The organism is Catellatospora chokoriensis (genome assembly GCF_011297315.1).
Taxonomy (GTDB): domain Bacteria; phylum Actinomycetota; class Actinomycetes; order Mycobacteriales; family Micromonosporaceae; genus Catellatospora; species Catellatospora citrea.
The window spans coordinates 162413-188171 of the sequence record NZ_JAAOTI010000010.1; the positions used below are offsets into that span (position 1 = coordinate 162413).

At 71.2% G+C, this 25759-nt stretch carries 24 protein-coding genes and 1 tRNA gene; 19 read left to right on the top strand and 6 right to left on the bottom strand.

Annotated elements, in window-relative coordinates:
* Positions 1–36 precede the first annotated feature (36 nt).
* From HAV39_RS16955 to thpR, 6 genes are all read left to right on the top strand, one after another.
* The gene (locus HAV39_RS16955) at positions 37–486 is read left to right on the top strand and encodes a MarR family winged helix-turn-helix transcriptional regulator (protein ID WP_373311729.1); all 450 of its coding nucleotides are present in this window, start codon (positions 37–39) and stop codon (positions 484–486) included.
* 109 nt (positions 487–595) lie between these two features.
* On the top strand, positions 596–1891 hold the full coding sequence (locus tag HAV39_RS16960; RefSeq protein ID WP_191840174.1) for an MFS transporter: 1296 nt from the start codon (positions 596–598) through the stop codon (positions 1889–1891).
* Between the two features lie 13 nt (positions 1892–1904).
* Positions 1905–2645 carry a maleylpyruvate isomerase family mycothiol-dependent enzyme gene (locus tag HAV39_RS16965; protein ID WP_203736203.1) on the top strand — a complete coding sequence of 247 codons (741 nt, stop codon included), beginning with the start codon at positions 1905–1907 and terminating at the stop codon, positions 2643–2645.
* 25 nt (positions 2646–2670) lie between these two features.
* Positions 2671–3123 carry an RDD family protein gene (locus HAV39_RS16970; RefSeq protein ID WP_203736202.1) on the top strand — a complete coding sequence of 151 codons (453 nt, stop codon included), beginning with the start codon at positions 2671–2673 and terminating at the stop codon, positions 3121–3123.
* A gap of 142 nt (positions 3124–3265) precedes the next feature.
* Positions 3266–3775: a hypothetical protein gene (locus tag HAV39_RS16975; protein ID WP_191840176.1), complete on the top strand. Its 510-nt coding sequence runs from the start codon at positions 3266–3268 to the stop codon at positions 3773–3775.
* Positions 3775–4317: an RNA 2',3'-cyclic phosphodiesterase gene (gene thpR / locus HAV39_RS16980; protein ID WP_191840177.1), complete on the top strand. Its 543-nt coding sequence runs from the start codon at positions 3775–3777 to the stop codon at positions 4315–4317. Before HAV39_RS16975 ends, thpR begins: the two co-directional genes overlap by 1 nt.
* A gap of 112 nt (positions 4318–4429) precedes the next feature.
* On the opposite strand, the gene HAV39_RS16985 is transcribed toward thpR, so the two are convergent.
* The 5 genes from HAV39_RS16985 to HAV39_RS17005 all read right to left on the bottom strand — a co-directional run bounded on the left by HAV39_RS16985 (position 4430) and on the right by HAV39_RS17005 (position 10580).
* The gene (locus HAV39_RS16985) at positions 4430–5416 is read right to left on the bottom strand and encodes an aldo/keto reductase (protein WP_191840178.1); all 987 of its coding nucleotides are present in this window, start codon (positions 5414–5416) and stop codon (positions 4430–4432) included.
* Positions 5417–5469: 53 nt separating this feature from the next.
* Positions 5470–6489 carry a septation protein SepH gene (gene sepH, locus HAV39_RS16990; protein ID WP_191840179.1) on the bottom strand — a complete coding sequence of 340 codons (1020 nt, stop codon included), beginning with the start codon at positions 6487–6489 and terminating at the stop codon, positions 5470–5472.
* A 193-nt stretch (positions 6490–6682) separates the two neighbouring features.
* The gene (locus tag HAV39_RS16995) at positions 6683–7894 is read right to left on the bottom strand and encodes an acyltransferase family protein (RefSeq protein WP_191840180.1); all 1212 of its coding nucleotides are present in this window, start codon (positions 7892–7894) and stop codon (positions 6683–6685) included.
* Positions 7895–8174: 280 nt separating this feature from the next.
* A complete protein-coding gene (gene serC / locus HAV39_RS17000) occupies positions 8175–9299 on the bottom strand; it encodes a phosphoserine transaminase (RefSeq protein WP_191840181.1) in 1125 nt (374 codons plus the stop codon).
* A gap of 177 nt (positions 9300–9476) precedes the next feature.
* Entirely contained in the window at positions 9477–10580 is a 1104-nt protein-coding gene (locus HAV39_RS17005; protein ID WP_120317930.1) for a citrate synthase 2, read from the bottom strand.
* A gap of 262 nt (positions 10581–10842) precedes the next feature.
* Between HAV39_RS17005 and pdxH the strand changes: the two genes are divergently transcribed.
* From pdxH to HAV39_RS17055, 10 genes are all read left to right on the top strand, one after another.
* The gene (gene pdxH, locus HAV39_RS17010; protein ID WP_191840275.1) at positions 10843–11508 is read left to right on the top strand and encodes a pyridoxamine 5'-phosphate oxidase; all 666 of its coding nucleotides are present in this window, start codon (positions 10843–10845) and stop codon (positions 11506–11508) included.
* Between the two features lie 23 nt (positions 11509–11531).
* Positions 11532–12455 (top strand): aldose 1-epimerase family protein, encoded by a 924-nt coding sequence (locus HAV39_RS17015; RefSeq protein ID WP_239120507.1) that lies wholly within the window; start codon positions 11532–11534, stop codon positions 12453–12455.
* Between the two features lie 2 nt (positions 12456–12457).
* Positions 12458–13117 (top strand): nitroreductase family protein, encoded by a 660-nt coding sequence (locus tag HAV39_RS17020; RefSeq protein WP_191840182.1) that lies wholly within the window; start codon positions 12458–12460, stop codon positions 13115–13117.
* 34 nt (positions 13118–13151) lie between these two features.
* Positions 13152–13445, top strand: a complete 294-nt coding sequence (locus HAV39_RS17025; protein ID WP_120317932.1) for a type II toxin-antitoxin system VapB family antitoxin — start codon at positions 13152–13154, stop codon at positions 13443–13445.
* Between the two features lie 174 nt (positions 13446–13619).
* Positions 13620–14780 carry an acyl-CoA dehydrogenase family protein gene (locus tag HAV39_RS17030; RefSeq protein WP_191840277.1) on the top strand — a complete coding sequence of 387 codons (1161 nt, stop codon included), beginning with the start codon at positions 13620–13622 and terminating at the stop codon, positions 14778–14780.
* A 119-nt stretch (positions 14781–14899) separates the two neighbouring features.
* Positions 14900–15670: a DUF4230 domain-containing protein gene (locus HAV39_RS17035; protein ID WP_191840183.1), complete on the top strand. Its 771-nt coding sequence runs from the start codon at positions 14900–14902 to the stop codon at positions 15668–15670.
* 141 nt (positions 15671–15811) lie between these two features.
* Positions 15812–17170 carry an L-serine ammonia-lyase gene (locus HAV39_RS17040; RefSeq protein ID WP_191840184.1) on the top strand — a complete coding sequence of 453 codons (1359 nt, stop codon included), beginning with the start codon at positions 15812–15814 and terminating at the stop codon, positions 17168–17170.
* 109 nt (positions 17171–17279) lie between these two features.
* Complete coding sequence (locus HAV39_RS17045) at positions 17280–19454, top strand: bifunctional glycosyltransferase/CDP-glycerol:glycerophosphate glycerophosphotransferase (protein WP_191840185.1); 2175 nt, start codon at positions 17280–17282, stop codon at positions 19452–19454.
* A 239-nt stretch (positions 19455–19693) separates the two neighbouring features.
* Entirely contained in the window at positions 19694–21004 is a 1311-nt protein-coding gene (locus tag HAV39_RS17050) for an ABC transporter ATP-binding protein (RefSeq protein ID WP_120317936.1), read from the top strand.
* A 161-nt stretch (positions 21005–21165) separates the two neighbouring features.
* Entirely contained in the window at positions 21166–21630 is a 465-nt protein-coding gene (locus HAV39_RS17055; protein WP_191840186.1) for a DUF4442 domain-containing protein, read from the top strand.
* Between the two features lie 129 nt (positions 21631–21759).
* Here HAV39_RS17055 and HAV39_RS17060 read toward each other — a convergent pair whose 3' ends face one another.
* Positions 21760–22998: an MFS transporter gene (locus HAV39_RS17060; RefSeq protein ID WP_239120506.1), complete on the bottom strand. Its 1239-nt coding sequence runs from the start codon at positions 22996–22998 to the stop codon at positions 21760–21762.
* 132 nt (positions 22999–23130) lie between these two features.
* Between HAV39_RS17060 and HAV39_RS17065 the strand changes: the two genes are divergently transcribed.
* From HAV39_RS17065 to HAV39_RS17075, 3 genes are all read left to right on the top strand, one after another.
* Positions 23131–23206 (top strand) — tRNA-Arg (locus HAV39_RS17065).
* Positions 23207–23407: 201 nt separating this feature from the next.
* Positions 23408–24160 carry a class I SAM-dependent DNA methyltransferase gene (locus tag HAV39_RS17070; protein ID WP_239120505.1) on the top strand — a complete coding sequence of 251 codons (753 nt, stop codon included), beginning with the start codon at positions 23408–23410 and terminating at the stop codon, positions 24158–24160.
* A gap of 1044 nt (positions 24161–25204) precedes the next feature.
* Entirely contained in the window at positions 25205–25666 is a 462-nt protein-coding gene (locus HAV39_RS17075) for a hypothetical protein (protein ID WP_191840187.1), read from the top strand.
* Positions 25667–25759: the final 93 nt, after the last annotated feature.

Genomic DNA, 25759 nt, shown 5'->3' on the forward strand with positions numbered 1-25759 from the left:
TATCGTTAGCCAGGCTTATTAGCTAAGCTAATAAGCGTGACGGAGCAGGTGGTGATGGTGACGCAAGCTTCTCCCGAGGAGCTGACCGAGCGGCTCCGCGACGCCATCACCCGGCTCAACCGTCGGCTGCGCCAGGAGCGCCCGGTCGGCGATCTCACCGTGACCCAGCTGTCCGCCCTCACCAGCCTCCGGATCGGCGGCGCGCTCACCCCGCGCGAGCTGTCCGAGGCGGAGCGGGTGCAACCGCCCACGATGACCAAGATCGTGGCGAAGCTGGAAGAACGCGGTCTGATCAGCCGGACCCCGCACCCCACCGACGGGCGGCAGGTTCTGCTGTCGCCCAGCGAACAGGGGCTCGCGGTGCTGGAGGACTACCAGCGGGTGCGCGACGAATGGCTGGCCGGCAAGCTGGCGGGGTTGACCGCCCAGGAACGCGACACGGTGATACGTGCCGCAGCACTGCTGGAGCGGCTCGCGCGCGACTGATCGCGGGGCATCCCGCGATCAGGGCAAGCGGAGGCCTGATCCGTCCGATCCGACCGGGACACCCCGGCCGGTGAGCGGCGGCAAGGCTATCCGAGGAGGCGCACTCCGCGTGCGGGCAAGACTGAGCACCACCTTCCGTTCCCTGACGGTTCGCAACTACCGGCTCTTCGCGGGCGGTCAGCTGATCAAGCTGATCGGCGTGTGGATGATGTACGTCGCCCAGGACTGGCTGGTCCTGGAGCTGAGCAACGATTCCCCGACCGCGCTGGGCCTGGTCACCGCACTCCAGTTCGTCCCGGTCATGCTGCTCACCCTGTACGCGGGCACGCTGGCCGACCGCTTCGACAAGCGCACCCTGCTGATGGTCTCCAACGGCGTGTGGGCCGTGCTGGCCATCGCGCAGGCGATCCTGATCGCCACCGGGGTCATCGAGCTGTGGCACATCATGATCTTCGCGGGCCTGCTCGGCGTGGCCCAGGCCATCGAGACGCCGGTGCGCCAGGCGTTCGTGTCGGAGCTGGTCGGCAAGCCGCTGCTGCCCAACGCCCTGTCGCTGTCCGCCGCCACCTTCCAGACCGCCCGCATCACCGGCCCGGCGCTGGCCGGTGTCGCCATCGCCTGGCTCGGCACCGGCCCGGTCTTCCTGGTCAGCACCGTGATGGCGATCGCGCCGGTGCTCATGCAGGCCCGGATGAACCCCACCGAGCTGCACCGCCCGGAACTGCTCCCGCGTGACGAGCGCGCCGAGGCCAAGGTCGTCGACGGGCTGCGCTACGTGCGTACCCGGCACGACCTGCTGCTGCCGATGGCGATGATGTTCGTGATCGCGATGTTCGGCTACAACTTCCAGCTCACGCTCGCGCTGCTGGCCAAGACGGTGTTCGCCACCGGCGCGGCGACCTTCGGCCTGTTCAACACGGCACTGGCGGTCGGCTCCCTGGCCGGCGCGCTGGCGGGCACCGCCCGCAAGGGCCGCCCCTCGGTATACCTGCTGCTGGCTGCCGCGGTCGCGTTCGGGCTGCTGGCGATCGCGGTCGGGTTCGCGCCGTACAAGTGGCTGGTCCTGCTGCTGCTGGTGCCGACCGGGTTCAGCACCGTGTTCCTGGGCCAGGCCGCGAACCAGCGGGTGCAGCTCGGCGTCGACGGGGCGTTCCGCGGCCGGGTGATGGCGCTGTACGTGCTGATCTTCCTGGGCACCGCGCCCATCGGCTCGATGGTCATCAGCTGGATCGCGGAGCACTTCGGCGCGGCGGCCGGCATCTGGCTCGGCGGCGCGGTCTCCCTGCTGGCGGCGCTGGCCGCGCTCGTCTGGCAGCTGCGTCACGCCGGGGACCGGCTGGCCTTCCAAGCGCGGCCGACGCCGCGGGTGCGGGTCGTGCGCCAGGAGAGTGTCGCCGTCGCGTGATGGAATGCGGCCCATGGACTTCCATGCCGCACTCGAATCTGATTTCGCCCGGCTGGTCGAGGTCAGCACCGGCAACCTCGACCGGCCGGTGCCGACCTGCCCCGGCTGGACGGTGGCCGATCTGGACCGTCACGTCGCCGCGGTCTACCTGCACAAGATCGCCTGCATACGGGACGGGGCCGAGCCCAAGGACTGGCCGCCGCCGCGGCTCGCCACCGAGGAACCGTCGGCGCTGCTGCGCCGGGCCTACCGGGAGCTGACCGAGGAGTTCGCCGCGCGCGCCGACGACGAGCCGGCCGGCAACTGGTATGCGCCGGACCCCACGGTGGGCTTCTGGCGTCGCCGGATGGCCCAGGAGACGGTGATCCACCGCATCGACGCCGAGCTGGCGGCCGGGACGCCGTCCGTGGACGTCCCGGCGGACCTGGCCCTCGACGGCATCGACGAGGTGCTGCGCGTCTTCCTGGAATACTGCGCCGCCACCTGGCGTGACGACTTCGTCGACGGGCTGGCCGCCGGCAGCGGGCGGTCCGTCGCGCTGGCCGCGGACGGGCGGCGCTGGCTGGTCGCGATCGGACCGGACGTGCTCACCGTGACCGAGGGCGACGGCGCGGCCGCCGCCGAGCTCACCGGCTCGCCGGACGCGCTGCTGCGCTGGCTGTGGCGGCGGGCGGGCGACGAGACGGTGACCGTCACCGGCGATCCCGCCATCGTCGCGGAGCTGCGCGGACTGCTGCGCACGGCGACCCAGTAACCCTCTCACCCCATCGGAGCCCGGCGTGAGCCACGCATCCTGGATCAAGCGCGTCGGTGCGGCGCTGATCGACCTCCTGGTCGCCGCCGCCTTCGTCGTCCTCGCCTACGTGCTGGACGGGCCCGTCGTGGTCGCGCCGTCGCTCGACTCCCGCACCGGGCAGGTCGTGCCCGGGCAGCCGAGCGGCGGCGGGGTCGTCTACTGGACCGTCCTGCTGGTGGGGCTCGCCGTGGTCGGACACCACCGGTGGGTCCTGGCCGGTGACACCGGCTTCAGCTGGGGACGGCGGGTGCTGGGCGTCAAGCTGGTCGACGCGGACACCGGCAGGACGGTCGGCGCCGGCCGGGCGTTCCTGCGCGACCTGGCGCACCTCGTCGACGCGGTCATCTGCTATCTGGGCTTCCTGTTCCCGCTGTGGGACGCCAAACGGCAGACCATCGCGGACAAGCTGGTGAAGACGGTCGTGATCGAGGCCTGACCGCCGGTTCGGCACCAGCGGAATTATTCCGGCCACGCGGCCAATCATCCGTGACGTCAATCAACTGGCGAGGAAAGGCCAGGTGGGCATAGTGTCGTTTGATGTGGCGACCGACAGCGCTCTTCCGCTCACTCTCGGAGTGATGGCGCTCGTCGGTATGCCTGCGGCCATCGCCGCCGCCATCTGCGCCGATGACGTCGTCACGCAGATGCGCAGCCGGGCCGAGCAGGTCCGCGAGTCCTGGCATGAGCAGCGCACCCTGGACCGGCTGGAGCGCGCGTTCGACCTGGCCCCGCCCGCCGGGCCGCCCTGGGTCGCCGCGGCCCGGGTTGCCACCGTCGCCATCGGCTCCGCCCGGGAGACCATGGTCCAGTTCGCCGCCGAGCGGCTCAGCGCGGTGGGCCTCGCGCCCGCCTGGCTGCCACAGCCCGCGCCGGCCGGTCCGCCACTGGTGCCGTTCGAGGAGATCGTCGACCGGCTGCGCGAGCTGCCCCGCGACGACGCCGACTACGACCAGGCGCTGCGCGACGCGTGCCAGTGCCTCGGCATCGACGAGCACCTGACCGAGGTGGACGGCCTCGACCTGCAGATCGAGCGGGTCCGGGTCGAGGGTGCGCTCATCGCCGCGGGAGTGGTCCTCGCGGAGGGCTGATGCGCCTGTTCGTCGCGGTCTTCCCGCCACCGGACGCAGTGGACCACCTGGCCGCCGTGGTGGACTCCCTCGCCGTCGGCCGGGCCCGCGCCCGGGTCACCCCCTCCGAGCGGTGGCACCTCACCCTGGCGTTCCTCGGCGAGGTGCCCGACGAGTCGGCCGGACCGGCGGCGCTGGCCGTGTCCGCAGTGGAGGGTCCGGTGGGCGAGCTGCGAATCCGTGGCGGCGGCAAGTTCGGCCACGGACGTTCCACGGTGCTCTGGGCAGGTGTCGAGGGCGACGTCGAGGGCCTCACCCGGGTGGGCCGGGCGGTGCGCCGCGAGCTGCGGGCCCGCCGCCTGCACCCGGACGACAAGCGCTTCGCCCCGCACCTCACCGTGGCCCGACCCGGCGACCGGATCAGCCACCCCGACCTCACCGCCGACCTGGCCACGCTCCGCGACTACACCGGCCCGGCCTGGCCCGTCACGGAACTCGTCCTGGTCCGCAGCATGCTCGGGCCGAACCCGTCCTACACGCCGCTCGCCCACCACCCGGTCTGAGCCGACCCTCCGACCACGCGGAACCTTGAAGATCGCTGTTTCGTGTCGGAAAGTGTGGTCTGACCTCACCTCTTGGCACGAAACAGCGATCTTCACCCGCCGAGCGAACCGGTCACCAGGCCCAGGCTTCGGGGCCTGGGCCGCCCTTGCCGACGGGCGGGAACAGCTCGTCGAGGCGGGTCAGGGTGTCCTCATCCAGGGTGAGGGTGAGGGCGCCGAGGGTCTTGTCGAGCTGTTCCGCGGTGCGCGGGCCGATGATGGGCGCGGTCACGCCGGGGCGGGACAGCAGCCAGGCCAGCGCGACGTCGGCCGGGTCGGCGTCGAGCGACTCGCAGAGCTTCTCGTACGCCTCGATGGTGCCGCGGTGCTCGGCGAGGGTGTCGGTCGCGCGGCCCTCGCCGGACCGGGCCGCCGTGCCGTCCTTGATCTTGCGCAGCGCCCCGCTCAGCAGCCCGCCGTGCAGCGGCGACCATGGGATGATGCCGACGCCGTACTGCATCGCCGCGGGGATCACCTCCAACTCGACATGGCGCGTCATGAGGTTGTAGATGCACTGCTCGGAGACCAGGCCGAGGAAGTGCCTGCTGCGCGCGGCCTCCTGCGCGGCCGCGATGTGCCAGCCGGCGAAGTTGGACGAGCCGACGTAGAGCACCTTGCCGGCGGCGACGAGGGTCTCCATCGCCTGCCAGATCTCGTCCCACGGCGTCTTCCGGTCCACGTGGTGCATCTGGTACAGGTCGATGTAATCGGTCTGCAGCCGGCGCAGCGACGCGTCGGCGGCCTTGACGATGTGCCGGGCGGACAGGCCCTGCTCGTTGGGCCACTCGCCCATCTTGCCGTACACCTTCGTGGCCAGCACGACCTTGTCGCGGCGGCCCCCGCCCTGCGCGAACCAGCGGCCGATGATCTGTTCGGTGATGCCCTCGCCGAGCTGCCAGCCGTACACGTCGGCGGTGTCGAAGAAGTTGATGCCGTGGTCGAGTGCGCGGTCCATGATGGCGTGGCTGTCGGGTTCGGACGTCTTGGGTCCGAAGTTCATGGTGCCGAGGCAGAGCCTGCTGACGGTCAGGCCGGTGCGGCCCACAGTGGTGAACTCCATGAGTACCCACCCTATCCCCGCCGGAACGGGCCCGGCGGGGCGAAAGGGACGGGTCAGCTCTCCCGGGCCGCCGGGGCGCCGCCGAAGAGCACGTCGTCCCAGCTCGGCAGGCGCTTGCGCGGCTTGTCGCCGGGGCCGGTCGCGGTGTTGTCGGCCGCGGGCTGCCGGCGCGGGCGGAGCACGGCCAGCGACGGCACGGCCGGCACCTCCTTGGGCGCGTCCGCGTCCTCGTCGAAGGCGCTGCTGTCGCGGCCACCGGCCAGCACGGCGCTGGCCGGGCGCTGGCGCGGCGCGTCGGAGGGCACGTCGAGGCCGCGGCCGGGGCCGCTGCCCAGGGGCCGGTCCATCGCGGCGACCAGCGCGTCGCGACCGGCCCGGATCGGGTCACGGCCGGGGCGGCGCGCGGTGTCGGCGGCGGTGGGCAGGCCGTGACCGCTGCGGCTGGGCGTCGGCGTCTGGCCCGCGGTCGGGTCCTGGCCCAGGATCTGGGTGGGACGCTCGGCGCACAGGTACTGCGCCATGTCGTCGTAGGGCGACACCGACTGCCGGTTGCGGTCGAGCTCCCAGATCGCCTGCGCGGTGGCCTTGCCCGAGGGCCAGGTGGCCACGATGCGCCAGGTGCCGTCGTCGCGGCGGTAGGCGTCCCAGGAGATCTTCTCGGTGTCGATGCCGTGCTGGGCCAGCCGGCCGTCGACGACGTCGGCGAGGGTCGCGCCCTTGTCGGAGCTCTTCAGCCGGGTGCGCCGCGCGTGCTGGGCGAGCATGGCCCGTTCCTGCAGCACCGGGCCGGCGTAGCGCAGCACGCGGTCCACCGGCACGCCCGCGATGCGGGCCACGTCGTCGGCGCTCTCGCCGGAGCGGATGCGCGACTGGATGTCCCGCGGGGACAGCACGGTGGCCGCGTCGAAGGGCGACGCGGTGATGGTCATCGTGTGCGCGTTGGAGCCGCGATCGGGGTGCGTCGCCGAGGCGACGCGGTCGTCGATGGGCAGCGCCAGTAGACGACCGACCTCGTCCGCGAGGACGAGCGCCTGGCCGTCTTCGGAGAGGGCGACGAACCGTACGGGTCGCATCGTCAGCCTCCGTCCCCTGTGCCGGTCCATGCCGTGGCTGCCGGGGGGAGCTCCCGGCCACGGTATGACGTTCCCAAGACAACACCGTACGCGTTGAAGGCACACCCGCGCACCCGCCACGCCGAGTCTGACGACACGCTCACATTCGCGTGCGGACATATCCGGCGTGTCCACGGTGGCCGGTGGGGGCGGTTCAGCCCCTGCGTACGGCCGCGAGCGAGGTGGTGAGGCTGCGCTTGAGCCGGCCGCCGAGCGGACGTTCCACATAGCGGTGGATCAGCCAGGAGGCGCCCAGCAGCAGCGCGACGATCCCGGCCAGCAGCAGCCAGTGCGGCGCGTGCCCGCGCAGCGCCAGGATCAGGGTCTGCCCGACGGCCTGGTGGATCAGGTAGAGCGGATAGGTCAGCGCGCCCGCGACGGTCAGCCAGCGCCAGCCGACGCGGTGGAACGCGCCGAGCGCGATCGCCGAGAGCAGCGCGAAGCAGCCGGTGACCACGGCCGCCACGCTCCACCAGCTCTGGTGGAAGTGCTCCAGTGCCGGGTAGCCCTGCAGCCGGTACAGCGCGATCAGCCAGTTCGCCCCGACCAGCCCCCACAGCAGCAGGTTGGCCCCGAACCGGTGGATCAGGAACAGCGCCACGCCGGCCACGAAGTACGGCGCGAACTCCGGGACGATCATGTTGTCGATCCAGCGCTGGTCCCAGGTGGTGGAGAAGACCGCGACCAGGGTCCACACGGCACAGAAGTAGACGACCCGGCGGCAGGTCACGCCCAGCCAGACCACGATGGCGAACAGCAGGTAGAAGCGCAGTTCCGCGCCGAGCGACCAGTACGACCAGTCCTGGTCGGTGACGCCCAGCCCGCTCTGCAGCATGGTCAGGTTGACCAGCGACTCGGGGGCGGGCAGCGGCCCGCGCAGCGCGGGCCAGGCGGCCAGCACCGCGGTGGTCAGCACGACGCCGACCCAGTATGCCGGGAACAGCCGGACGACCCGGGAGACCGTGAACTCGCCGAGGCCGCGGCCCCAGCTGCTCAGGCAGATGACGAACCCGCTGATGAGGAAGAACAGGTTCACCCCGAGCCAGCCGAGGGAGGCGACGGCGGCCAGTGGGCCGAACAGCGAGCCGGGCTCGACGCCCCACGGCCCGCGTACCAGGTGATGGGAGACCACCAGCAGCGCCGCGGCCAGCCGCAGCCCGTCGAGGACCAGCAGCCGGGGTGTGGCCGGACGCGCGGCGGGCGCGCCGTCCGGGTGCTCCTCGGGAGCCTGGGCGGCAGCCGCGACCTGCGTGGCGGGATGGCCGGCCGTCGGAGCGTGCGCCGGTGGGCGCGGTGCCGTCGCGGCCGGGGGGAGCGTGGTGCCGGACGGAAGGGTGCGCGCCGGCGCCGCTGGGTTGGCTGTCATGACCGTCAAGACACGGGAGGCCCCGGCCGGAGTTGACGCGTCCGGCGTCTTTTTTCCGGTCGGTTCCGTCTGCGTTGTCACCAGTGGACCCCTTGCGCTGGTCGGGTGGGCTCGCTCTGCAGGCAGTTGCCCAGCCGTGCCGCTGGCTACACCCGGCGGAAGCGGCGAGCCTATCCAAGACTTCCGTAAATAGGCCCAAATGCCGCATGGATTCACCGGTACGCGGACGAAAACGCGGCGGAGCCCTTCGGGCCCCGCCGCATCAGTTGCGCGAAACGGTCTACAGCTGCTCGATCACGTAGTCGATGCTCGCGGTCAGTGCCTGCACGTCCGACGGCTCGATGGCCGGGTAGAGCGCGACGCGCAGCTGGTTGCGGCCCAGCTTGCGGTACGGCTCGGTGTCGACCACGCCGTTGGCGCGCAGCGTCTTCGCGATCGCGGCCGCGTCGATGCCGTCGTTGAAGTCGATCGTGGCGACCACATTGGAGCGCAGGCCGGGATCGGTCACGAACGGCGTCGCCACCGGCGACTTCTCCGCCCAGCGGTACAGGATCTCGGCGCTCTCCGCGGTGCGCTGCGCCGCCCAGGACAGGCCGCCCTGCGCGTTCATCCAGTCGGTCTGCTCGGCGGCCAGGAAGATGGTGGCCAGCGCCGGCGTGTTCAGGGTCTGCTCCAGCCGCGAGTTCTCGATCGCGGTGACCAGGTCCAGGAACGCCGGGATGTACCGGCCGCCCGCCTTGATCTCCTCGGCCCGCGCGATGGCGGCCGGGGAGAGGATGGCGATCCACAGGCCGCCGTCCGAGGCGAAGCACTTCTGCGGCGCGAAGTAGTAGACGTCGCTCTGCGTCAGGTCCACGTCCAGGCCGCCCGCGGCCGAGGTGGCGTCGTGCAGGATCAGCGCGCCGGGGTCGGCTCCCGCCACCCGCTGCACGGGCACGGCGACACCGGTCGACGTCTCGTTCTGCGTGATGCCGTACGCGTCCACGCCCGCCTCCGCGGTCAGGAACGCGGCGCTGCCAGGCTCGCCCTTGTGCACCGTCGGCGCGCCCAGGAACGGGGCGTCCTTGACGGCCTTGGCGAACTTCGCGCCGAACTCGCCGAACGTGGCGAACTGGGCCCGGTCCTTGATCAGGGAGAACGCGGCGACCTCCCAGAAGGCGGTGGTGCCGCCGTTGCCGATGATCACCTCGTAGCCCTCGGGCAGGCCGAAGAAGTCGGCCAGGCCCTGCCGGAAGCGGGCGACCTGGTTCTTCACCGTCTTCTGCCGGTGCGAGGTGCCGAGGAAGGAGCCGGCGACCGAACTGAGCGCCTCCACCGCCTGGGGCCGCACCTTGGACGGGCCGCAGCAGAACCGGCCGTCGGCAGGCAGGAGCTCGGCAGGGATCTTGATCGGCGTCTCGGCCATGACATCAGTCCTTCAGGCGTGTCAGATCGTGCGAGAGAGCATCGGCGACGCTGCCAATGCCGCATTCTCCCACGTCAACGACCCACCCCTGGGCGCCGTCCCACCGTTTCCCCCGTGATGGTCCTCACGCGCGAAGGGCGCCCGTGGTGCGGGCGCCCTTCGCGGTGTACGGACGGATCAGTGGTGGCTGATCGCGTTCCAGCCCTCGACTTCCTGGGCCTTGCGGGTGCCGGGGCCGACGTACGTCGCCGACGGGCGGACCAGGCGGCCCAGCTTCTTCTGCTCCATGATGTGCGCGGACCAGCCGGCCACCCGGGCGCAGGTGAACATCGAGGTGAACATGTGCGCGGGCACCTCGGCGAAGTCGAGCACGACCGCGGACCAGAACTCGACGTTGGTCTCCAGCACCCGGTCGGGGCGGCGGGCGCGCAGCTCGGCCAGCGCGGCCTTCTCCAGCGCCTCGGCCACCTCGTAGCGGGCCGCGCCCAGCTCCTTGGCGGTGCGGCGCAGCACGCGGGCGCGCGGGTCCTCGGCCCGGTAGACCCGGTGGCCGAAGCCCATCAGCCGCTCGCCGCGGTCCAGCACGCCCTTGACGTAGCCCTCGGCGTCGCCGGAGCGCTCCACGCCCTCGATCATGTGCAGCACCCGCGAGGGCGCGCCGCCGTGCAGCGGGCCGGACAGCGCGCCGATGCCGGAGGAGATGCAGGCCGCGGCGTCGGCGCCGGTGGAGGCGACGACCCGGGTGGTGAAGGTGGAGGCGTTCATGCCGTGCTCGGCGGCCGAGATGAAGTACGCGTCGACGGCCTTGACGTGCCGCGGGTCGGGCTCACCGCGCCAGCGCTTCATGAAGCGCTCGACGATGGTCTGCGCCTTGTCGATCTCCTTCTGCGGCACGGCCGGCAGGCCCAGGCCGCGGGCCGACTGCGCCACGAAGGACAGCGCGGTCACCGACACCCGGGCGAGGTCCTCGCGGGCCTGCTCGTCGGAGATGTCGAGGAGCTGGCCCAGGCCCCAGTACGGGGCGAGCATGGCGACCGCGGACTGCACGTCGACGCGGATGTCACCGGAGTGCACGGGCACCGGGAACGGCTCGGCGGGCGGCAGGCCCGGGCCGAACTTGCCGTCCACCAGCAGCGCCCAGACGTTGCCGAAGGAGACCTGGCCGATCAGATCCTCGATGTCGACGCCCCGGTAGCGAAGCGCGCCGCCTTCCTTGTCGGGCTCGGCGATCTCGGTCTCGAAGGCGATCACGCCCTCCAGGCCCGGCTTGAAGTCGGACATGTCGTTCTCCCGGTTCTCGGACCTGAGGTTAGGTTCAGTTCGAGCAACATCTTGCCCCGCGGGTAACCGTTTGGCGACCCGCCCCGCACGTGCCGGACGCGACATCTTCGGTCGACGATGGCCTTGTCAACGGGATTTCCACCGGGGGCGAGCTGGCACGACACGATTTCCACTGCTGATACGCAGTGCGACAGGATGACTACGTGACTTGGAGCACACCTTGACCACCGGCCCCTCCGCCGCGCCCCACGACCTGGCGCGCATGCGCCGTGAATACGAGCCCGCCGCCGCGCAGCGCCCGGCCGTACGCGAGGAGCCGCTCGTCGAGGAGCACCTCGCCGCGGACTGGCCCACCCAGTTCGGGCGGTGGTTCGCAGAGGCGGTCGCCGCGGAGCTGCCGGAGCCCAACGCGATGATCGTCGCCACGGCCGACGCGCAGGGGCGGCCCAGCAGCCGCACCGTGCTGCTCAAGGGCTACGACGAGCGCGGCTTCGTGTTCTTCACCAACTACGCCTCGCGCAAGGGCCGGGAGGCGCTGGCCAACCCGTACGCCAGCCTGCTCTTCCCGTGGTTCGCGATGGGCCGCCAGGTGGTGGTGTGCGGCCGGATCGCGCCGGTGGACCGGCACGTGAGCGAGGAGTACTTCCGGCTGCGCCCGCGCGGGGCGCAGCTGGGCGCGTGGGCCAGCGCGCAGTCCTCGGTGCTGCCCGACCGGCAGGCGCTGGACGACGCGTACGCCGCCGCCGAGCAGTCGTTCCCGGCCGAGGACGACGTGCCGCTGCCCGAGCACTGGGGCGGGCTGCGGGTGGAGCCGGAGACCGTGGAGTTCTGGCAGGGCAGGCGCAGCAGGCTGCACGATCGGCTCCGTTTCCGCAGGGAGCCGGACGGCGGCGCGGACAGGTGGATCGTGGAGCGCCTGGCGCCCTAGAAAGCAATGTAGGGTGCGAGATCGTGACCAACTTTCGGCCGTCCGGCACCCAATGGACGCTCAGCCACGGTGATCAGACCGCGACCGTCGTAGAGGTCGGCGGCGGCCTGCGCGGCTACTCGGTGGGCGGGACCGAGATCCTCGACGGCTACGCCGAGGGCGAGCTCTGCCCGGCCGGCTCCGGCCAGCTGCTGATGCCCTGGCCGAACCGGATCCGCGACGGCCACTACCGCCACGCGGGCCAGGCCCACCAGCTTCCGCTCAGCGAGCCGTCCCTGCACAACGCGATCCACGGCCTGGTGCGCTGGCTGCCCTGGCACGTGGCGGAGCAGTCCGACGGCCTGCTCGCGCTGGAGTGCGGGCTGGAGCCGCAGATCGGCTACCCGTGGCGGCTGGACCTGCGGGTCGAGTACCGGCTGGGCGATCTCGGCCTGACCGTGACGCACCACGTGACGAACCGCTCGGCCGACCCCGCGCCCTTCGGCGTCGGCACGCACCCGTACCTGCGCATCCCCGGCCACACGGTGGACGAGCTGACGCTGACGGTGCCCGCGCGCACCCGGCTGCTGGTCGACGGCCGCATGCTGCCGATCGGCGCGGCGAAGGTGGCCGGCGGCGAGTTCGACTTCACCGAGCCGCGGCGCATCGGCGCGCTGGAGCTCGACACGGCGTTCGGCGACCTGGTCCGCGACGGCGACGGCGGCTCGACGGTCAGCATCAGCGCCCCGGACGGGCGCGCGGTGCACGTCTGGGCCGACGCGAACTTCCACTGGTGGCAGCTGTTCACCGCGCACACGCTGACCGGCGAGCGGCACCGCCGCGCGGTCGCGATCGAGCCGATGACCTGCCCGCCGGATGCGATGCGCTCGGGCCGGGACCTGGTCGAGCTGGCCCCCGACGAGACCTGGCAGGGCACCTGGGGAATCCGCGCCGACCTCGGGGCCTGAGCGTGGAGTTCGCCGACGTCGTCCGCCGGCGCCGGATGGTGCGCCGCTACGACCCGGACCGGCCGGTGCCGGCCGAGGTCGTGCAGCGGCTGCTGAGCCACGCCACCCGGGCGCCCTCGGCCGGGTTCGCCCAGGGCTGGGCGTTCCTGGTGCTGGAGGCGGCAGGCGACCGGGAACGCTTCTGGACGGCGGCGAGCCCGCCGGCCGGCGCGCGGACCCGGTGGCTGGACGGCATGCGCACCGCACCGCTGATCATCGTTCCGCTGTCGGACAAGTCGGCGTACCTGGACCGGTACGCCGAGTCCGACAAGGGCTGGACGGATCGCGACGAGGCGCGCTGGGCGGTGCCGTACTGGCACGTCGACACCGGCATGGCCGCGCTGCTGATGCTACTCACCGCGGTGGACGAGGGCCTGGGCGCGTGCTTCTTCGGCATCCCGCCGCAGCGGCTCGACGCGTTCCGCGCGGCATTCGGCGTGCCGGCCGGGCACACCCCGGTCGGCGCGGTGAGCGTGGGCTACCGGGCGGCCGATCACCGGTCGGCGTCACTCGCCCGGGGCCGCAGGTCACTCGACGAGGTGGTCCACCGCGGGACCTGGGGAGCGACCGTGGAAGCGGCGCAGGTGTCGGCGGGTGCGCGTAACGTCGCCGACGGCGGTTAGGCTGAGCGCACTCGGTTTCGGAGGGAGGGCAGGCGTGATCTTCAAGGCGGTGCGCGACGGGCGGCCGTACCCGGAGCACGGGTACACCCTCAAGCAGTGGGCCGAGATCCCGCCGGAGCGGGTGTCGCTCAACCAGCTGATCACGATCAAGCTGGAGATGGCCCTGGACCGGGTCCTGGCAGACGACTCCACGTTCTACGGCGACCTCTTCCCCCACGTGGTGCAGTGGCAGGGCGAGCTCTACCTGGAGGACGGGCTGCACCGGGCGCTGCGCGCGGCGCTGCAGCAGCGGCACCAGATCCACGTCCGCGTCCTGGTCCTGAGCTGAGCTGCTGGCGCCCGCCTTCGCGGGCGCGGGGTTCGGCCTCTCAGCCTCCCTTACCCGCCGGTCGCTCGTCCGCTGCGCGGACTTCCGCTCCTGGCGGGTGCGGTCGGCGGCCGAACCCGGCCGTCGTTTACCTGATGGCTTAGCCGCCGTTAAGGTGGCCTCGTGACCTCTCCGGTGCTCCCCCTCGATCTGCTCGACCTGGACTCGCTGCTCACCGATGAGGAGCTGCAGATCCGCGCCGTGGTCCGGCGCCTGGTCGACGACAAGGTACGCCCGCACGTGGCCGGCTGGTACGAGACCGGCCACGCCCCGGTGCGCGAGCTGGCCCGCGACTTCGGCGCGCTCGGCCTGCTCGGCATGCACCTCGAGGGCTACGGCTGCGCCGGATCGTCCGCCGTCGCGTACGGGCTGGCCTGCCTGGAGCTGGAGGCGGCCGACTCGGGTGTGCGCTCGCTGGTGAGCGTGCAGGGCTCGCTGGCCATGTTCGCGATCTGGAAGTACGGCTCCGAGGAGCAGAAGCAGCGCTGGCTGCCCGGTATGGCCTCCGGTGAGCTGATCGGCTGTTTCGGCCTGACCGAGCCCGACCACGGCTCCGACCCGGCGAACATGTCCACCCGGGCCCGCCGTGACGGCGACGGCTGGGTGCTGCACGGCGGCAAGATGTGGATCACCAATGCGCCGGTGGCCGACGTCGCCGTGGTCTGGGCCCGCACCGACGAGGGCGTGCGCGGATTCGCGGTGCCGATGGACACGCCCGGCGTGACCGCCAAGGAGATCACCGGCAAGCTCTCGCTGCGGGCCAGCGCCACCGGTGAGATCGTGCTGGACGAGGTGCGGCTGCCCGCCGACGCGATCCTGCCCGGCGCCCAGGGCCTGAAGGCCCCGCTGAGCTGCCTCACCGAGGCCCGCTACGGCATCGTCTGGGGGGCGCTCGGCGCGGCCCGCGACTGCCTGCACGCGGCCATCGCGTACGCCGGCACCCGCATCCAGTTCGGCAGGCCGATCGCGGGCTTCCAGCTCACCCAGGCCAAGCTCGCCGACATGGCGCTGGAGCTGCAGAAAGGCTTCCTGCTCGCGCTGCACCTGGGCCGCACGGCCGACCGCGGCGCGCTGCGCCCGGAGATGGTCAGCGCGGGCAAGCTGAACAACGTGCGCGAGGCGATCGCGATCGCCCGGCAGTGCCGCACCATCCTCGGCGCCAACGGCGTCTCCGGGGAGTACCCGGTGCTGCGTCACGCCAACAATCTGGAGAGCGTGCTGACCTACGAGGGCACCTCGGAGATCCACCAGCTCGTGCTCGGCCAGCGCCTCACCGGCATCGCCGCCTTCGGCTGACGGCCGCCCGGCCCGTCGCGCGGCTATCGCGTATTCGTCCGACCGCAGAGGGTGCTTGTTGTCGGCGTCGGGTAATACCGTGGTGTCCGTACACCCCAGCGGTCAGACAGGAGACGTCAATGGGCGCCGCCGACGAGCCGACGCAGAACCTGCCGGAATTCAAACCCGGCCGGTCCCGGCCGACCGAACCGCTGCCCCGGCAGCGTCCCGACGACGAGGAGACCGTGCTGGTCGAGCCGCCCCGCCGGTCCCGGCTGGGCCGCGCGTTCCTGGCCCTGGTGGTGGTGCTCGGCGTGCTGGCCGGCGGCTACTTCGGGCTGACCGCGGCCGGGCTGATCCCGAAGTTCGGCAACCCGTTCGCGGAGCGGACGACCGACAACTCGCAGCCGCCGCTGCTGCTGTCGATCAAGGACTTGAGCCGGTTCGTCGCGGCCGAGGGCAACTTCGAGGTCATCGTCGACCTCAAGGAGGACCGCAAGTTCATCCCCGACTGGCTGCTCAACCAGCGCACGCTGTTCGTGGCGGCGGGCACGGTCGAGGCCTACGTCGACTTCAGCAACCTCTCCGACGACAAGATCGTCGTCTCGCCGGACCGCAAGTCGGTCACCATCACGCTGCCCGCGCCGCAGGTCGCCGAGCCGAAGCTGGATCTGGACCGCAGCTACGTCTTCGCCGAGGAGCGGGGCCTGATCAACCGGGTGGGCGAGTTCTTCGACGGCGACCCGAACCGGCAGCAGGAGACCCTGCTGCGGGCTGAGCAGCAGCTGGCCGACGCGGCGAAGAAGAGCACGCTGCAGCAGCGGGCCGAGGAGAACACCCGTAAGACCCTGGAGAGCATGATGCGCTCGCTGGGCTACACATCGGTAACCGTGATCTTCGACGGGGCGTGAGGTCGCCGTCGGCGTGCAGCCGGCGTCGCGGGGGCTGGGGCCCGGAGCCGGTGCCAGCCCGCCGGGGAGCACTCGGCTGACGGTCCGGTCGGCGGCAGAGCTACTGTTGGCTGTTCGTTCCAGCGTCGGAAGGCACACCCCGTGATCAGCGTGTTCGACCTTTTCAAGATCGGGATCGGGCCCTCCAGCTCGCACACGGTCGGGCCGATGCGCGCGGCGAACCGGTTCGCGACCGGGCTGAAGGCGGACGGGCTGCTCAGCGATGTCGCGCTGGTGCGTGCCGAGCTCTTCGGGTCGCTGGGCGCGACCGGTCACGGCCACGGCAGCGACAAGGCGGTGCTGCTCGGGCTGGCCGGCGACGATCCCGAGACCGTCGACACGGCCACCGCCGACGCCCGCTTCCGCGAGATCAAGGCGGCGGGCCGGGTCCGGCTGCTCGACATCGAGGACGCCTCGTTCGAGCTGACCCTGCACCGCCGGCGCTCGCTGCCCTACCACCCCAACGGGATGACGTTCGCGGCCTTCGACGCGGCCGGGGCGTGCGTGCGCGAGCGCACCTACTACTCGGTCGGCGGCGGCTTCGTGGTGGACGAGGACGCGGCCGGGGCAGACCGCATCAAACCGGATGACACGGTGGTCCGCTTCCCGTACCGGACGGGCGGTGAGCTGCTCGCCCTGGCCAAGGACACCGGCCTGCGGATCAGCGACATCGTGCTCGCCAACGAGCTGTCCTGGCGCTCGGAGGCCGACGTGCGGGCCGGGCTGCTGCGCATCTGGCAGGTCATGCAGGACTGCGTGGAGACCGGCTGCACCGTCGAGGGCACCCTGCCCGGCGGTCTGAAGGTGCGCCGGCGGGCCGCGGAGCTGCACCGCAGCCTGTCCAAGGAGCACTTCGCCACCGACCCGCTGCGGGTCATGGACTGGATCACGCTGTTCGCCCTCGCCGTGAACGAGGAGAACGCGGCCGGCGGCCGGGTGGTCACCGCCCCGACCAACGGCGCGGCCGGCATCGTGCCCGCGGTGCTGCACTACTACGCCCGCTTCATCCCCGGCGCGAACGACGACGGCGTGGTGCGTTTCCTGCTCACCGCCGCCGCGATCGGCGTGCTGTTCAAGGAGAACGCGTCCATCTCCGGGGCCGAGGTCGGCTGCCAGGGCGAGGTGGGCTCGGCCTGCTCGATGGCGGCGGCCGGGCTGGCCGAGGTGCTCGGCGGCACCCCGGAGCAGGTGGAGAACGCCGCCGAGATCGCGATGGAGCACAACCTCGGGCTCACCTGCGACCCGGTGGGCGGCCTGGTGCAGATCCCGTGCATCGAGCGCAACGCGGTGGCCAGCGTCAAGGCCATCACCGCGGCCCGGATGGCGATGCGCGGCGACGGCAACCACTTCGTCTCCCTGGACAAGGTGATCAAGACGATGCGGGAGACCGGCGCCGACATGAAGGTCAAGTACAAGGAGACCGCACGTGGCGGGCTCGCCGTCAACGTGATCGAGTGCTGAGCGACCGTCCTCCGGTTTCACCCGTTTGAGCGCGGTCCGCGTTGTTAGCGTTGAGGCGACACCGAACGCGGGCCGCACCGGCCCCGCCGCGCAGGGGGCCGATGCCGACGTGACGCTGCTGAGCATCGTCCTGCCCGCCTACCGGGTGCAGGGCTACCTGCGCGAGTGCCTCGACTCGATCCTGGACCAGGGCTTCGACGACGTCGAGCTGATCGCCGTCGACGACCGCTCGCCCGACCACTGCGGCGAGATCTTCGACGAGTACGCCGCCCGGGACGCCCGGGTCAGGGTGCTGCACCTGGCGCAGAACGTCGGGCTCGGGGAGGCGCGCAACGTCGGCCTGGCCCAGGCGACCGGCGAGTACGTGTGGTTCGTCGACACCGATGACACGCTCACCCCGGGTTCCCTGGAGACGGTCGCGCGGGCGCTGCGCGAGCAGGCCCCGGACGTGCTGATCGTGGACTTCGAGCGCACGTACCCCGTCGGGCGGCCGCGCCGGAGCAGGCTGCGCCGCTCGTTCGCCGCCGCGGTCGGGCCCAACGGAGCCGACCTGCAGGCCCGCCCGAACCTGATCAAGACGATCCACACCGTGTGGAACAAGATCGTGCGGCGGGATCTGCTGGCCAAGCTCGACCTGCGGTTCGCTCCCGGCTGGTACGAGGACGTCTCCTGGACGTACCCGCTGCTGGTGGGCGCGGAGCGGATCTTCACGCTGGAGGAGGTCTGCTACGCCTACCGCCAGCGCCGCCAGGGCGCGATCACGCGCACCGTGAACCCCCGGCACCTGGAGGTCTTCACCCACTGGGAGCGGGCGTGGGAGCTGATCGACCGGCAGGGCAGCCGGGCCGATCCGATCCGGCCGGTGCTGTTCGCGCGCATGATCTGGCATCTGATGCAGACCGTCGGCAACACCGAGCGGCTGCCGCCGAACCTGCGCCGGCACTCGTTCCTGCGCACCGCCGACATGTTCGCCCGCTACCTGCCCGCGGGCGGGTTCGCCCCGCCGCGCGGCGCGGACGGGCTGCGCTACCGCCTGGTGGCCCGGCGGGCCTGGCGCTCGTACGCGGCGGTGCAGGCGGTGCGGCGGGCCCAGCGCAGCCTGCGTGACGCGCTCGCCGCCGGGCTGCGCGAACGCGCCGGGTCCGGCTCCCACCTGGGCCTGCTCGCGCGCGCCTACTACCGGCTGCAGCGCAGCCTGCCCCTCGACGAGAACCTGGCCGGCTACGCCGCGTACTGGTATCGCGAGGTCTCCTGCAATCCGGCCGCCGTCGAGCAGGCGGCCCGCCGCCTCGCCCCGCACGTGCGCGGGGTGTGGATGATCGGCCGGGACGCGGCCGGCGCAGTCCCCGCGGGCACGGCGCACGTGGTCGAGGGCTCGCGGGCCTACTACCGGCTGCTGGCCCGGGCCAAGTACCTGGTCAACAACGTGAACTTCCCGGACTTCGTGCGCAAGCGGCCGGGCCAGGTGCACCTGCAGACGCACCACGGCACCCCGGTCAAGGCGATGGGCCTGGACGAGCAGCGCTTTCCGGCGGGCGAGAAGCACAACTTCGCGGCGCTGCTGCGCCGCAGCGACCGCTGGGACTTCAGCGTCAGCGCGAACGCCCACAGCACCGAGGTGTGGGAGCGCGCCTACCCGTGCGCGTTCGAGTCGCTGGAGACCGGCTCGCCCCGCAACGACCGGCTGGCCCGCGCGGGCGCGGCCGAGTCCGCGGCGGCGCGGGCGGCGCTGGGCGTCCCCGAGGACGAGACCGTCGTGCTCTACATGCCGACATCCCGCCCGGAGCCGCTGACCCTGCCGCCGTTCGATCCGGCGGCGCTCGCCGCGGCGCTGGGCCCGCGCGGCCGGGTGCTGGTGCGCGGCCGCCTGGTGCCCGGAGCGGACTCGCCGGACGCCCGGGTGCAGGACGTGTCCGGGTATCGGGTGGTGGAGGACCTCTACCTCGCCGCGGACATCCTGGTCAGCGACTACTCGTCGGTGGTCTTCGACTTCGCGGTGCTGGACCGGCCCATCGTGCTCTACGTGCCGGACTGGGCGGAGTACCGCGCCGCCCGCGGCGCGTCGCTGGACGTGATCGAGCTTGCGCCGGGTCCGGTCGCCGGCACGTTCGCCGAACTGCTCTCGCTGCTCGGCGAGGACCGCGCGAACGCGTCGAGTGAGCGACGGGCAGCTTTCCGTGACCGTTTCTGCGCCTGGGAGGACGGGCACGCGGCCGAACGGGTGGTGCGCCGTGTTTTTCTCGGCGAGCAGGTGACGCCGCCGCGACCGGTGCCGCCGCGCTGAGGACGCCGCCGCCTTGGCGAGGCCCGGACCGCGACGGCGGTCCGGGCCTCGCCGTATGCACCATCCGAAAAAGACACTGTGCGTTCGCGGCCGCATCCGCAGCGTCGTGAACTGGGCGAGCGGCAAGGTAATAGATTCGTGACCGCGTGAACATGGAACGTTTACCCGATAGGAAGGCGGGGGATTTTTCGCGAGAGTGTCCAGATTCGGGGCCGGAACGAGGGCTGTGGGAGGAGACGGTGACAACCGTCGCGCTCAAAGACGTCACCAAAGTTTTTCCAGATGGGACCGTAGCGGTCGACAACGTCAGCCTGGACGTGGCCGACGGGGAGTTCATGGTGCTCCTGGGTCCTTCCGGCTGCGGCAAATCGACTGTGCTTCGCATGATCGCCGGGCTTGAGGATCCCAGCAGCGGCGCCATCATGCTCGACGGCCAGCTGGCCAACCAGCTCCCGCCGCGTGACCGGCGCATCGCCATGGTCTTCCAGGACTTCGCGCTGTACCCGCACATGACCGTGGGTGAGAACATCGGCTTCCCGCTGCGGCTGTCCGGCATCGAGCCGGAGCCGCGGGCGGAGCGGGTCGCCGACGTGGCCAGCGCACTGGGCATCGGGGACGTGCTCGGCCGCAAGCCGAGCCAGCTGTCCGGCGGCCAGCGCCAGCGGGTGGCCATGGGCCGTGCCATCGTGCGCCGTCCCGGGCTGTTCCTGATGGACGAGCCGCTGTCCAACCTCGACAGCGGCCTGCGTGCCGAGCTGCGCGCGGAGATCTCCGGGCTGGTCCGCGAGCTGGGCGTCAGCACCGTGTACGTGACGCACGACCAGGCCGAGGCGCTGACCATGGCCGACCGCGTCGCCATCATGCGCAAGGGCGTGCTGCAGGACGTGGGCACGCCGACGCAGGTGTACGGCAAGCCGGCCACCCTCTACGTGGCCGCCTTCCTGGGCAGCCCGCGCATGAACCTGCTGGAGGCGTCGGTCTACGTGCACCTCGACCGCTACGTCCAGCTCAACCTGGGCGAGCAGTCGCTGTACCTCAAGTGGGACGACATCCGCGCCCGCGCCGTGTCGCACTTCCACGGCGAGCGCATCGTCATCGGCGTACGGGCCGAGGCCCTCACGCCGGTCGCCCCGGACACCCCGGGCGACGTGCTGCAGGGCCGCATCCGCTACCTGGAGCACCACGGTCACGAGTCGCTGGCCTTCGTGGACATCGGCGCGACCGCTGTCGTGGTCGACGAGATCGGCCGGTCCGCGGCCGAGCAGGAGGAGCACGGCTCTCGCCTGCGCCGCTTCGGCCACGTCATCAACCGGATGAAGGGCCGCTCCAACGGCGCCGCCACCTCGGTGGTCGAACGGCCGTCGAGCCGTGAGCGGGAGAGCGTTCTCTCGGACCCGGGCCGGCACCACCGGCGTGCCGCCGAGCTGGCGGTGCGGCTCGCGCCGTACCCGCAGATCAGCTCGGGACACCCGCTGTCCATCGCGGTGCGCATGGACGCGCTGCACTTCTTCGACGAGCGCGGTGACCGGATCGACGTCGGCTGGCGCTGACGGGTCACCTCGCCCCCCCCGCGGCCACCGCGGCCGTGGGCCAAGATCGCCGTTTCGGGCCGAAACCTGGGGTCACACCTCGGTTTTCGACCCGAGACGGCGATCTTCATTCCAGGCCGGCCCCTTGCCCCCGCTAGTTACTGATGGGTAACATGGCGGGCATGACGATCGACGCCACTGCTGTCGCCGAAGGCCTGCTGGGCACCGTGCCGTTCGCGCGCACCCTCGGCATCCGGTTCACCGAGATCACCGTCGACGCGGACGGGGTGCGCGCCGTCGCCACGCTGCCGGACGACCCCGCGGTGCACAACCACGTCGGCGGCCCGCATGCCGGCGCCATGTTCAGCCTCGGCGAGACCGCCTCCGGCGCGATCGTGCTCGCCGCGTTCGGCGACCAGCTGCACCGGGCCACGCCGCTCGCGGTGCGCGCGGGTATCGCGTACCAGAAACTGGCCATGGGCGTCGTCAGCGCGACCGCCACGCTGTCCCGGCCGCCCGCGGACGTGGTGGCCGAACTGGACGCCGGGCAGCGGCCCGAGTTCGAGGTCAACGTGGTCATCGCCAACGCCGAGGGCATCACCACCGGCGAGCTGGCCATCACCTGGACCCTGCGCCCCAACCGCTGAGCGGGCCAGGCCACGCGGTGGCCGCCGATGTGGAACGCGGCGTCGCGCCCGCCCCGGCTCGCTACCCGCCGGGTGTAGACGCGGACCGGTGGGCGCGGCGTCGCGCCTCGGCTGCGGCGACGATCCGGGTCAGCCTGCGGCGGCCAGAGCGGCGGTCGCCCCCTGGCGGCCTGATCGGCGCAGGCCCCAGCGGATGATGTGCGGCGCGGCCAGGCCCGCGGCCGCGAAGATCGCGGCGAGGGCGCTCCAGCCCGGGGCGCCCCAGCCGACGACCAGTGCCGTGATGACCGGCGGCCCCACCATGTTGCCGATCTGCCGCCCCGTCTGGTGTACGCCCTGATACTGGCCCTGCGCCCAGTCCGGGGCCAGGTCGAAGACGACCGCGAACGTCGCGCTCGACAACCACAGCTCGCCGAGCACGTGCACCGTCGACGCCGCCAGCACCAACACCGCCACCAGCCACGACGGCCGCCCCGCCGACAGTCCGAACAGCACGCACGACGCGGCCACCACAAGCGCGCCGCGCCGGGACACACCCACCGCGTCCGCGGCGGTGTGCGTGCCGCGTGACGCCCACACCTGCAGGGTGACGCAGCCGATCGTGTTCACCAGCAGCGCCGCGGATACCAGCGCGACCGGCGCCCGCGTGTGCGCGATCAGCCACAACGGCAGCGCCAGGCTCAGCACCTCGTTGTAGAGGGCCGCCACCACCCCGTCGAGCAGTGCGAACGCCAGGAACGGGCGATCGCGCAGGGCGACCATCCGCGGCCCGCCCGCCGGAGCCGACGCGGGGGCGACGGCGGTGACCCGCCTGACGACGGCGGCCGCCAGCAGGAACGTCACCGCGTTGCCCAGCAGCACGGCCAGGTAGCCCGCGCGGGTGTCCAGCAGCAGCGGCAGGCCGCCGGCCAGGGTGCCCAGCGCGATACCGGCGTTGTTCGTGGAGCGGATGAAGGCCCGGGTGCGCACCCGCTCCGCCGGGGGCACCGCGCCCGCGATCATCGCGCCGTTGGCCGCCTTCACCGTCGCGTCGCCCACCGCGATCACGCAGGCGATCAGCACGTACGACCACAGGTCGCGGACCTGGGTCAGGCCGGTGAAGCAGGCCGCGAGCACGACCAGCGCCACGATCTGCACCTGCTTGGGGCCCCGGCGGTCGGCGAGGTAGCCCATGGGGGTGGTCAGCACCATGCCGGCCAGGGCCGCCGCGCTCAGGCCGAGCGCCACCTGGGCCGGGCTCAGGCCGACCGAGCGGGTGAGGAACAGCGCGCTGGTGGTGAGGTATGCGCCGTTGCCGAAGGTGTTCACCAGGGTGGCGAACATGAGGACACGCGGCGTGCCCGGGGCGGGGAGGAACCTGTTGAACACGCCGGCGATATTAACAGTACGTACGTACGGTTTGTAAAGTGGGAAGCCGTGAGCTGGGGTCGGAACACGGGCGGGTGCCCGCGGCACCTCGTACCGCGAGATGTCTCACCGGTCGCTAGACTGTGCACTCGCGCCCTCGTAGCTCAGGGGATAGAGCAACGGTTTCCTAAACCGCAGGTCGCAGGTTCGATTCCTGCCGGGGGCACCACCACCATCAGGCAATTCCCCTTCCGAACTGGCAAGACTCACGCTGGTCGATCGATGTCGTGTGCGGCTGTGCGCCACCCCGAGCCGCCGTTCGTCGCCAATCGCGGAGGGTGCGTGCGGCCATCAGCCAAGATCTTGCGGCGAAGCTCCGAGCGTGCGAAATCCGCGAGCGTCGCAGTGGTCGCTGGGATACGGTTCGCCCGTGACTGATCAACTCAATGATGAAGACGGGTTCTTCGGCGACGCTGTGGCGGCCCGATACGACGACCCCGCGTCGGCGATGTTTCAGCCGAAGGCCGTGAACTCCGCGGTCGACCTACTGGCGGAACTCGCCGGCGACGGCCGAGCCCTGGAGCTGGGTGTGGGAACGGGGCGTATCGCGCTGCCCCTGTCTCAGCGTGGAGTTCCAGTCCACGGCATCGATCTGTCCCGGGCGATGGTTGCCCGGATGCGCGACAAGCCCGGCGGTGATTCGATCGGCGTCACGATCGGCGACTTCGCCACGACGAGGGTCGATGGCACGTTCTCAGTCGCGTACCTCGTCTTCAATACGATCATGAATTTGACGACGCAGGAGGCCCAGGTCGCCTGCTTCCGCACCGCTGCTGCCCACCTCGAACCGGGAGGCTGTTTCGTCATCGAGGTCATGACTCCCGAGCTGCGCAGCCTCCCGACCGGACAGAATGTTGTCCCGTTCCACACCAGCCCGACCAAGTGGGCATTTTCGATCTACGATGTCGCAACGCAGGCGATGAGTTCGAACTACGTCCAGGTCGTCGAAGGGCGCGGCGAGTGCAGGTCGGTCCCATTCCGGTACGTGTGGCCGGCAGAACTCGACCTGATGGCTCAGCTCGCCGGACTGCGCCTTCGTGAGCGATGGGACGGATGGACACGGGAGCCCTTCACTGGCGAGAGTGCCCAGCACGTCTCAATCTGGGAGAAGCCTGCCAACTGACCGGCAGGCATGAGAGCAGATGTCGTTGCTGTACGGGTGCGAAGCACGGCAACGGCGCTTGCGTCCTGGCTCGCACGGAAGATATGCTGAATGATCTATGGCCTTCGCGACGTGGCGCACGTTTGTGCAGCTTGCCGCTAGGTCATTCCACGAAGAACAAGCCCCTTTCCTAAACTGCAGGTCGCAGGTTCGATTCCTGCTGGGGCACCAGGTCAGACCAATGATCAACGATCATTGGGCCAATGTGCTGCTCACCGTTGGTTCGTCGGGGGTCGGTCAGAGTACGTAGTCGCTGAGAGGTGACTGGCACCAGCACGCCGAATTTGAGAAGCTCGCACAGGCGTCGAGAACCCCTCGGTGAGGCCCTCACCGCGCGATGTGAGGCGTGAAGCAGCAGCGCGGCGGTCTAGTTCGTGCTCAGCGGACTGGGCCATCAGGCGAGAGGAAACCTTATGCCTGCCCCCTCTGATTCCTGCCAAGGCCCGGTGCAGACCCGTCCCGGCACCGTTTCGACGACCGGATTCCTGCTGTTGGGAGTCGCGCTGTCGTCGGTGCCGAGCCTGATCGCTGCGCTGTCCAGTTATCCCGCCATCAAGAGCGTTTACGAAACGGTTTTCGGGGGCACCGCGCACGGCGTAGTCGCGCCCGAGGATCTGGCCGTGTTCGCCGTAGGGATCAGCGCCGCCATCGTCCTGACCTATGGTGCTACCGCGCTAATCCTGGCGTCAGAGGCCGCCAGCAGGCTCGGATCATCACGTGGGTCCTCTGCGGTCTCCTGCTCTGCTGCCAGGGCAGCAGCGCGGCTGGCCTGGGTATCAATGCGAGTTCGCTCGGCGAGAGCAATAGCGACTATTTTCCCGTTGACGCGGCAGAGGTGACGAGGCGGCTAAGGGACAGCCTGCCGTCCTGGGTCCATCCAGTCGAGCTGGGTGCCGGCGGTCTGGTAGCGGTTCTGGCGATCGTGATCATCGTCCTACTGGCTCTGCCGTCGTCGAACGCCTTTTTCCGTAAGCAGTAGTCCGTGCGTCGATGTGGAGGCACCTCATGGGCAAATTCCTCGACCGATTCCGGAAGCGCGCAAACCCGAGCGACGAAGAGACCGCTGAAGCCATGCGCAATCTGGCTGACGCTTTCGTCCGCGGGGCGGCCGCCGAAGGCACTCCCTTCGGGTGGGAGCCGGACGAGGCATCTCGACTCGACGACATCTGCGATGCGTTCCTGGCGAGCGATCCCCCGGCGGCCCACCGCCACAGCATGATCATGAGTATGGGTGCCTACCTGGGCGAACTCATGGTGCGTCACGGCGGCGGGCGTTGGGCGTTCGATGCGCAGGAGGAGGCTGCTGTCGTTGAGATGCCGAACGGGCTGCGAGCCTTCCCGCACAACAAGGTGGCCAAGCGACTCGACCACGGGCGGGAGCACAACCTGTTCGCGTTCTACTGGTACGGGCTGACCAGGCAGACACCGCCGGACACGGCCGTCAGGGTCCTGCCCGACGGTGGCTAGCGCGCGTCGGCCCGGAAACAGGAACGTCGTCAATGGATGACTGACCGACCTTCCCAGCGAGCCCCTGGGACAGCCGACCCACTTACCGTACCG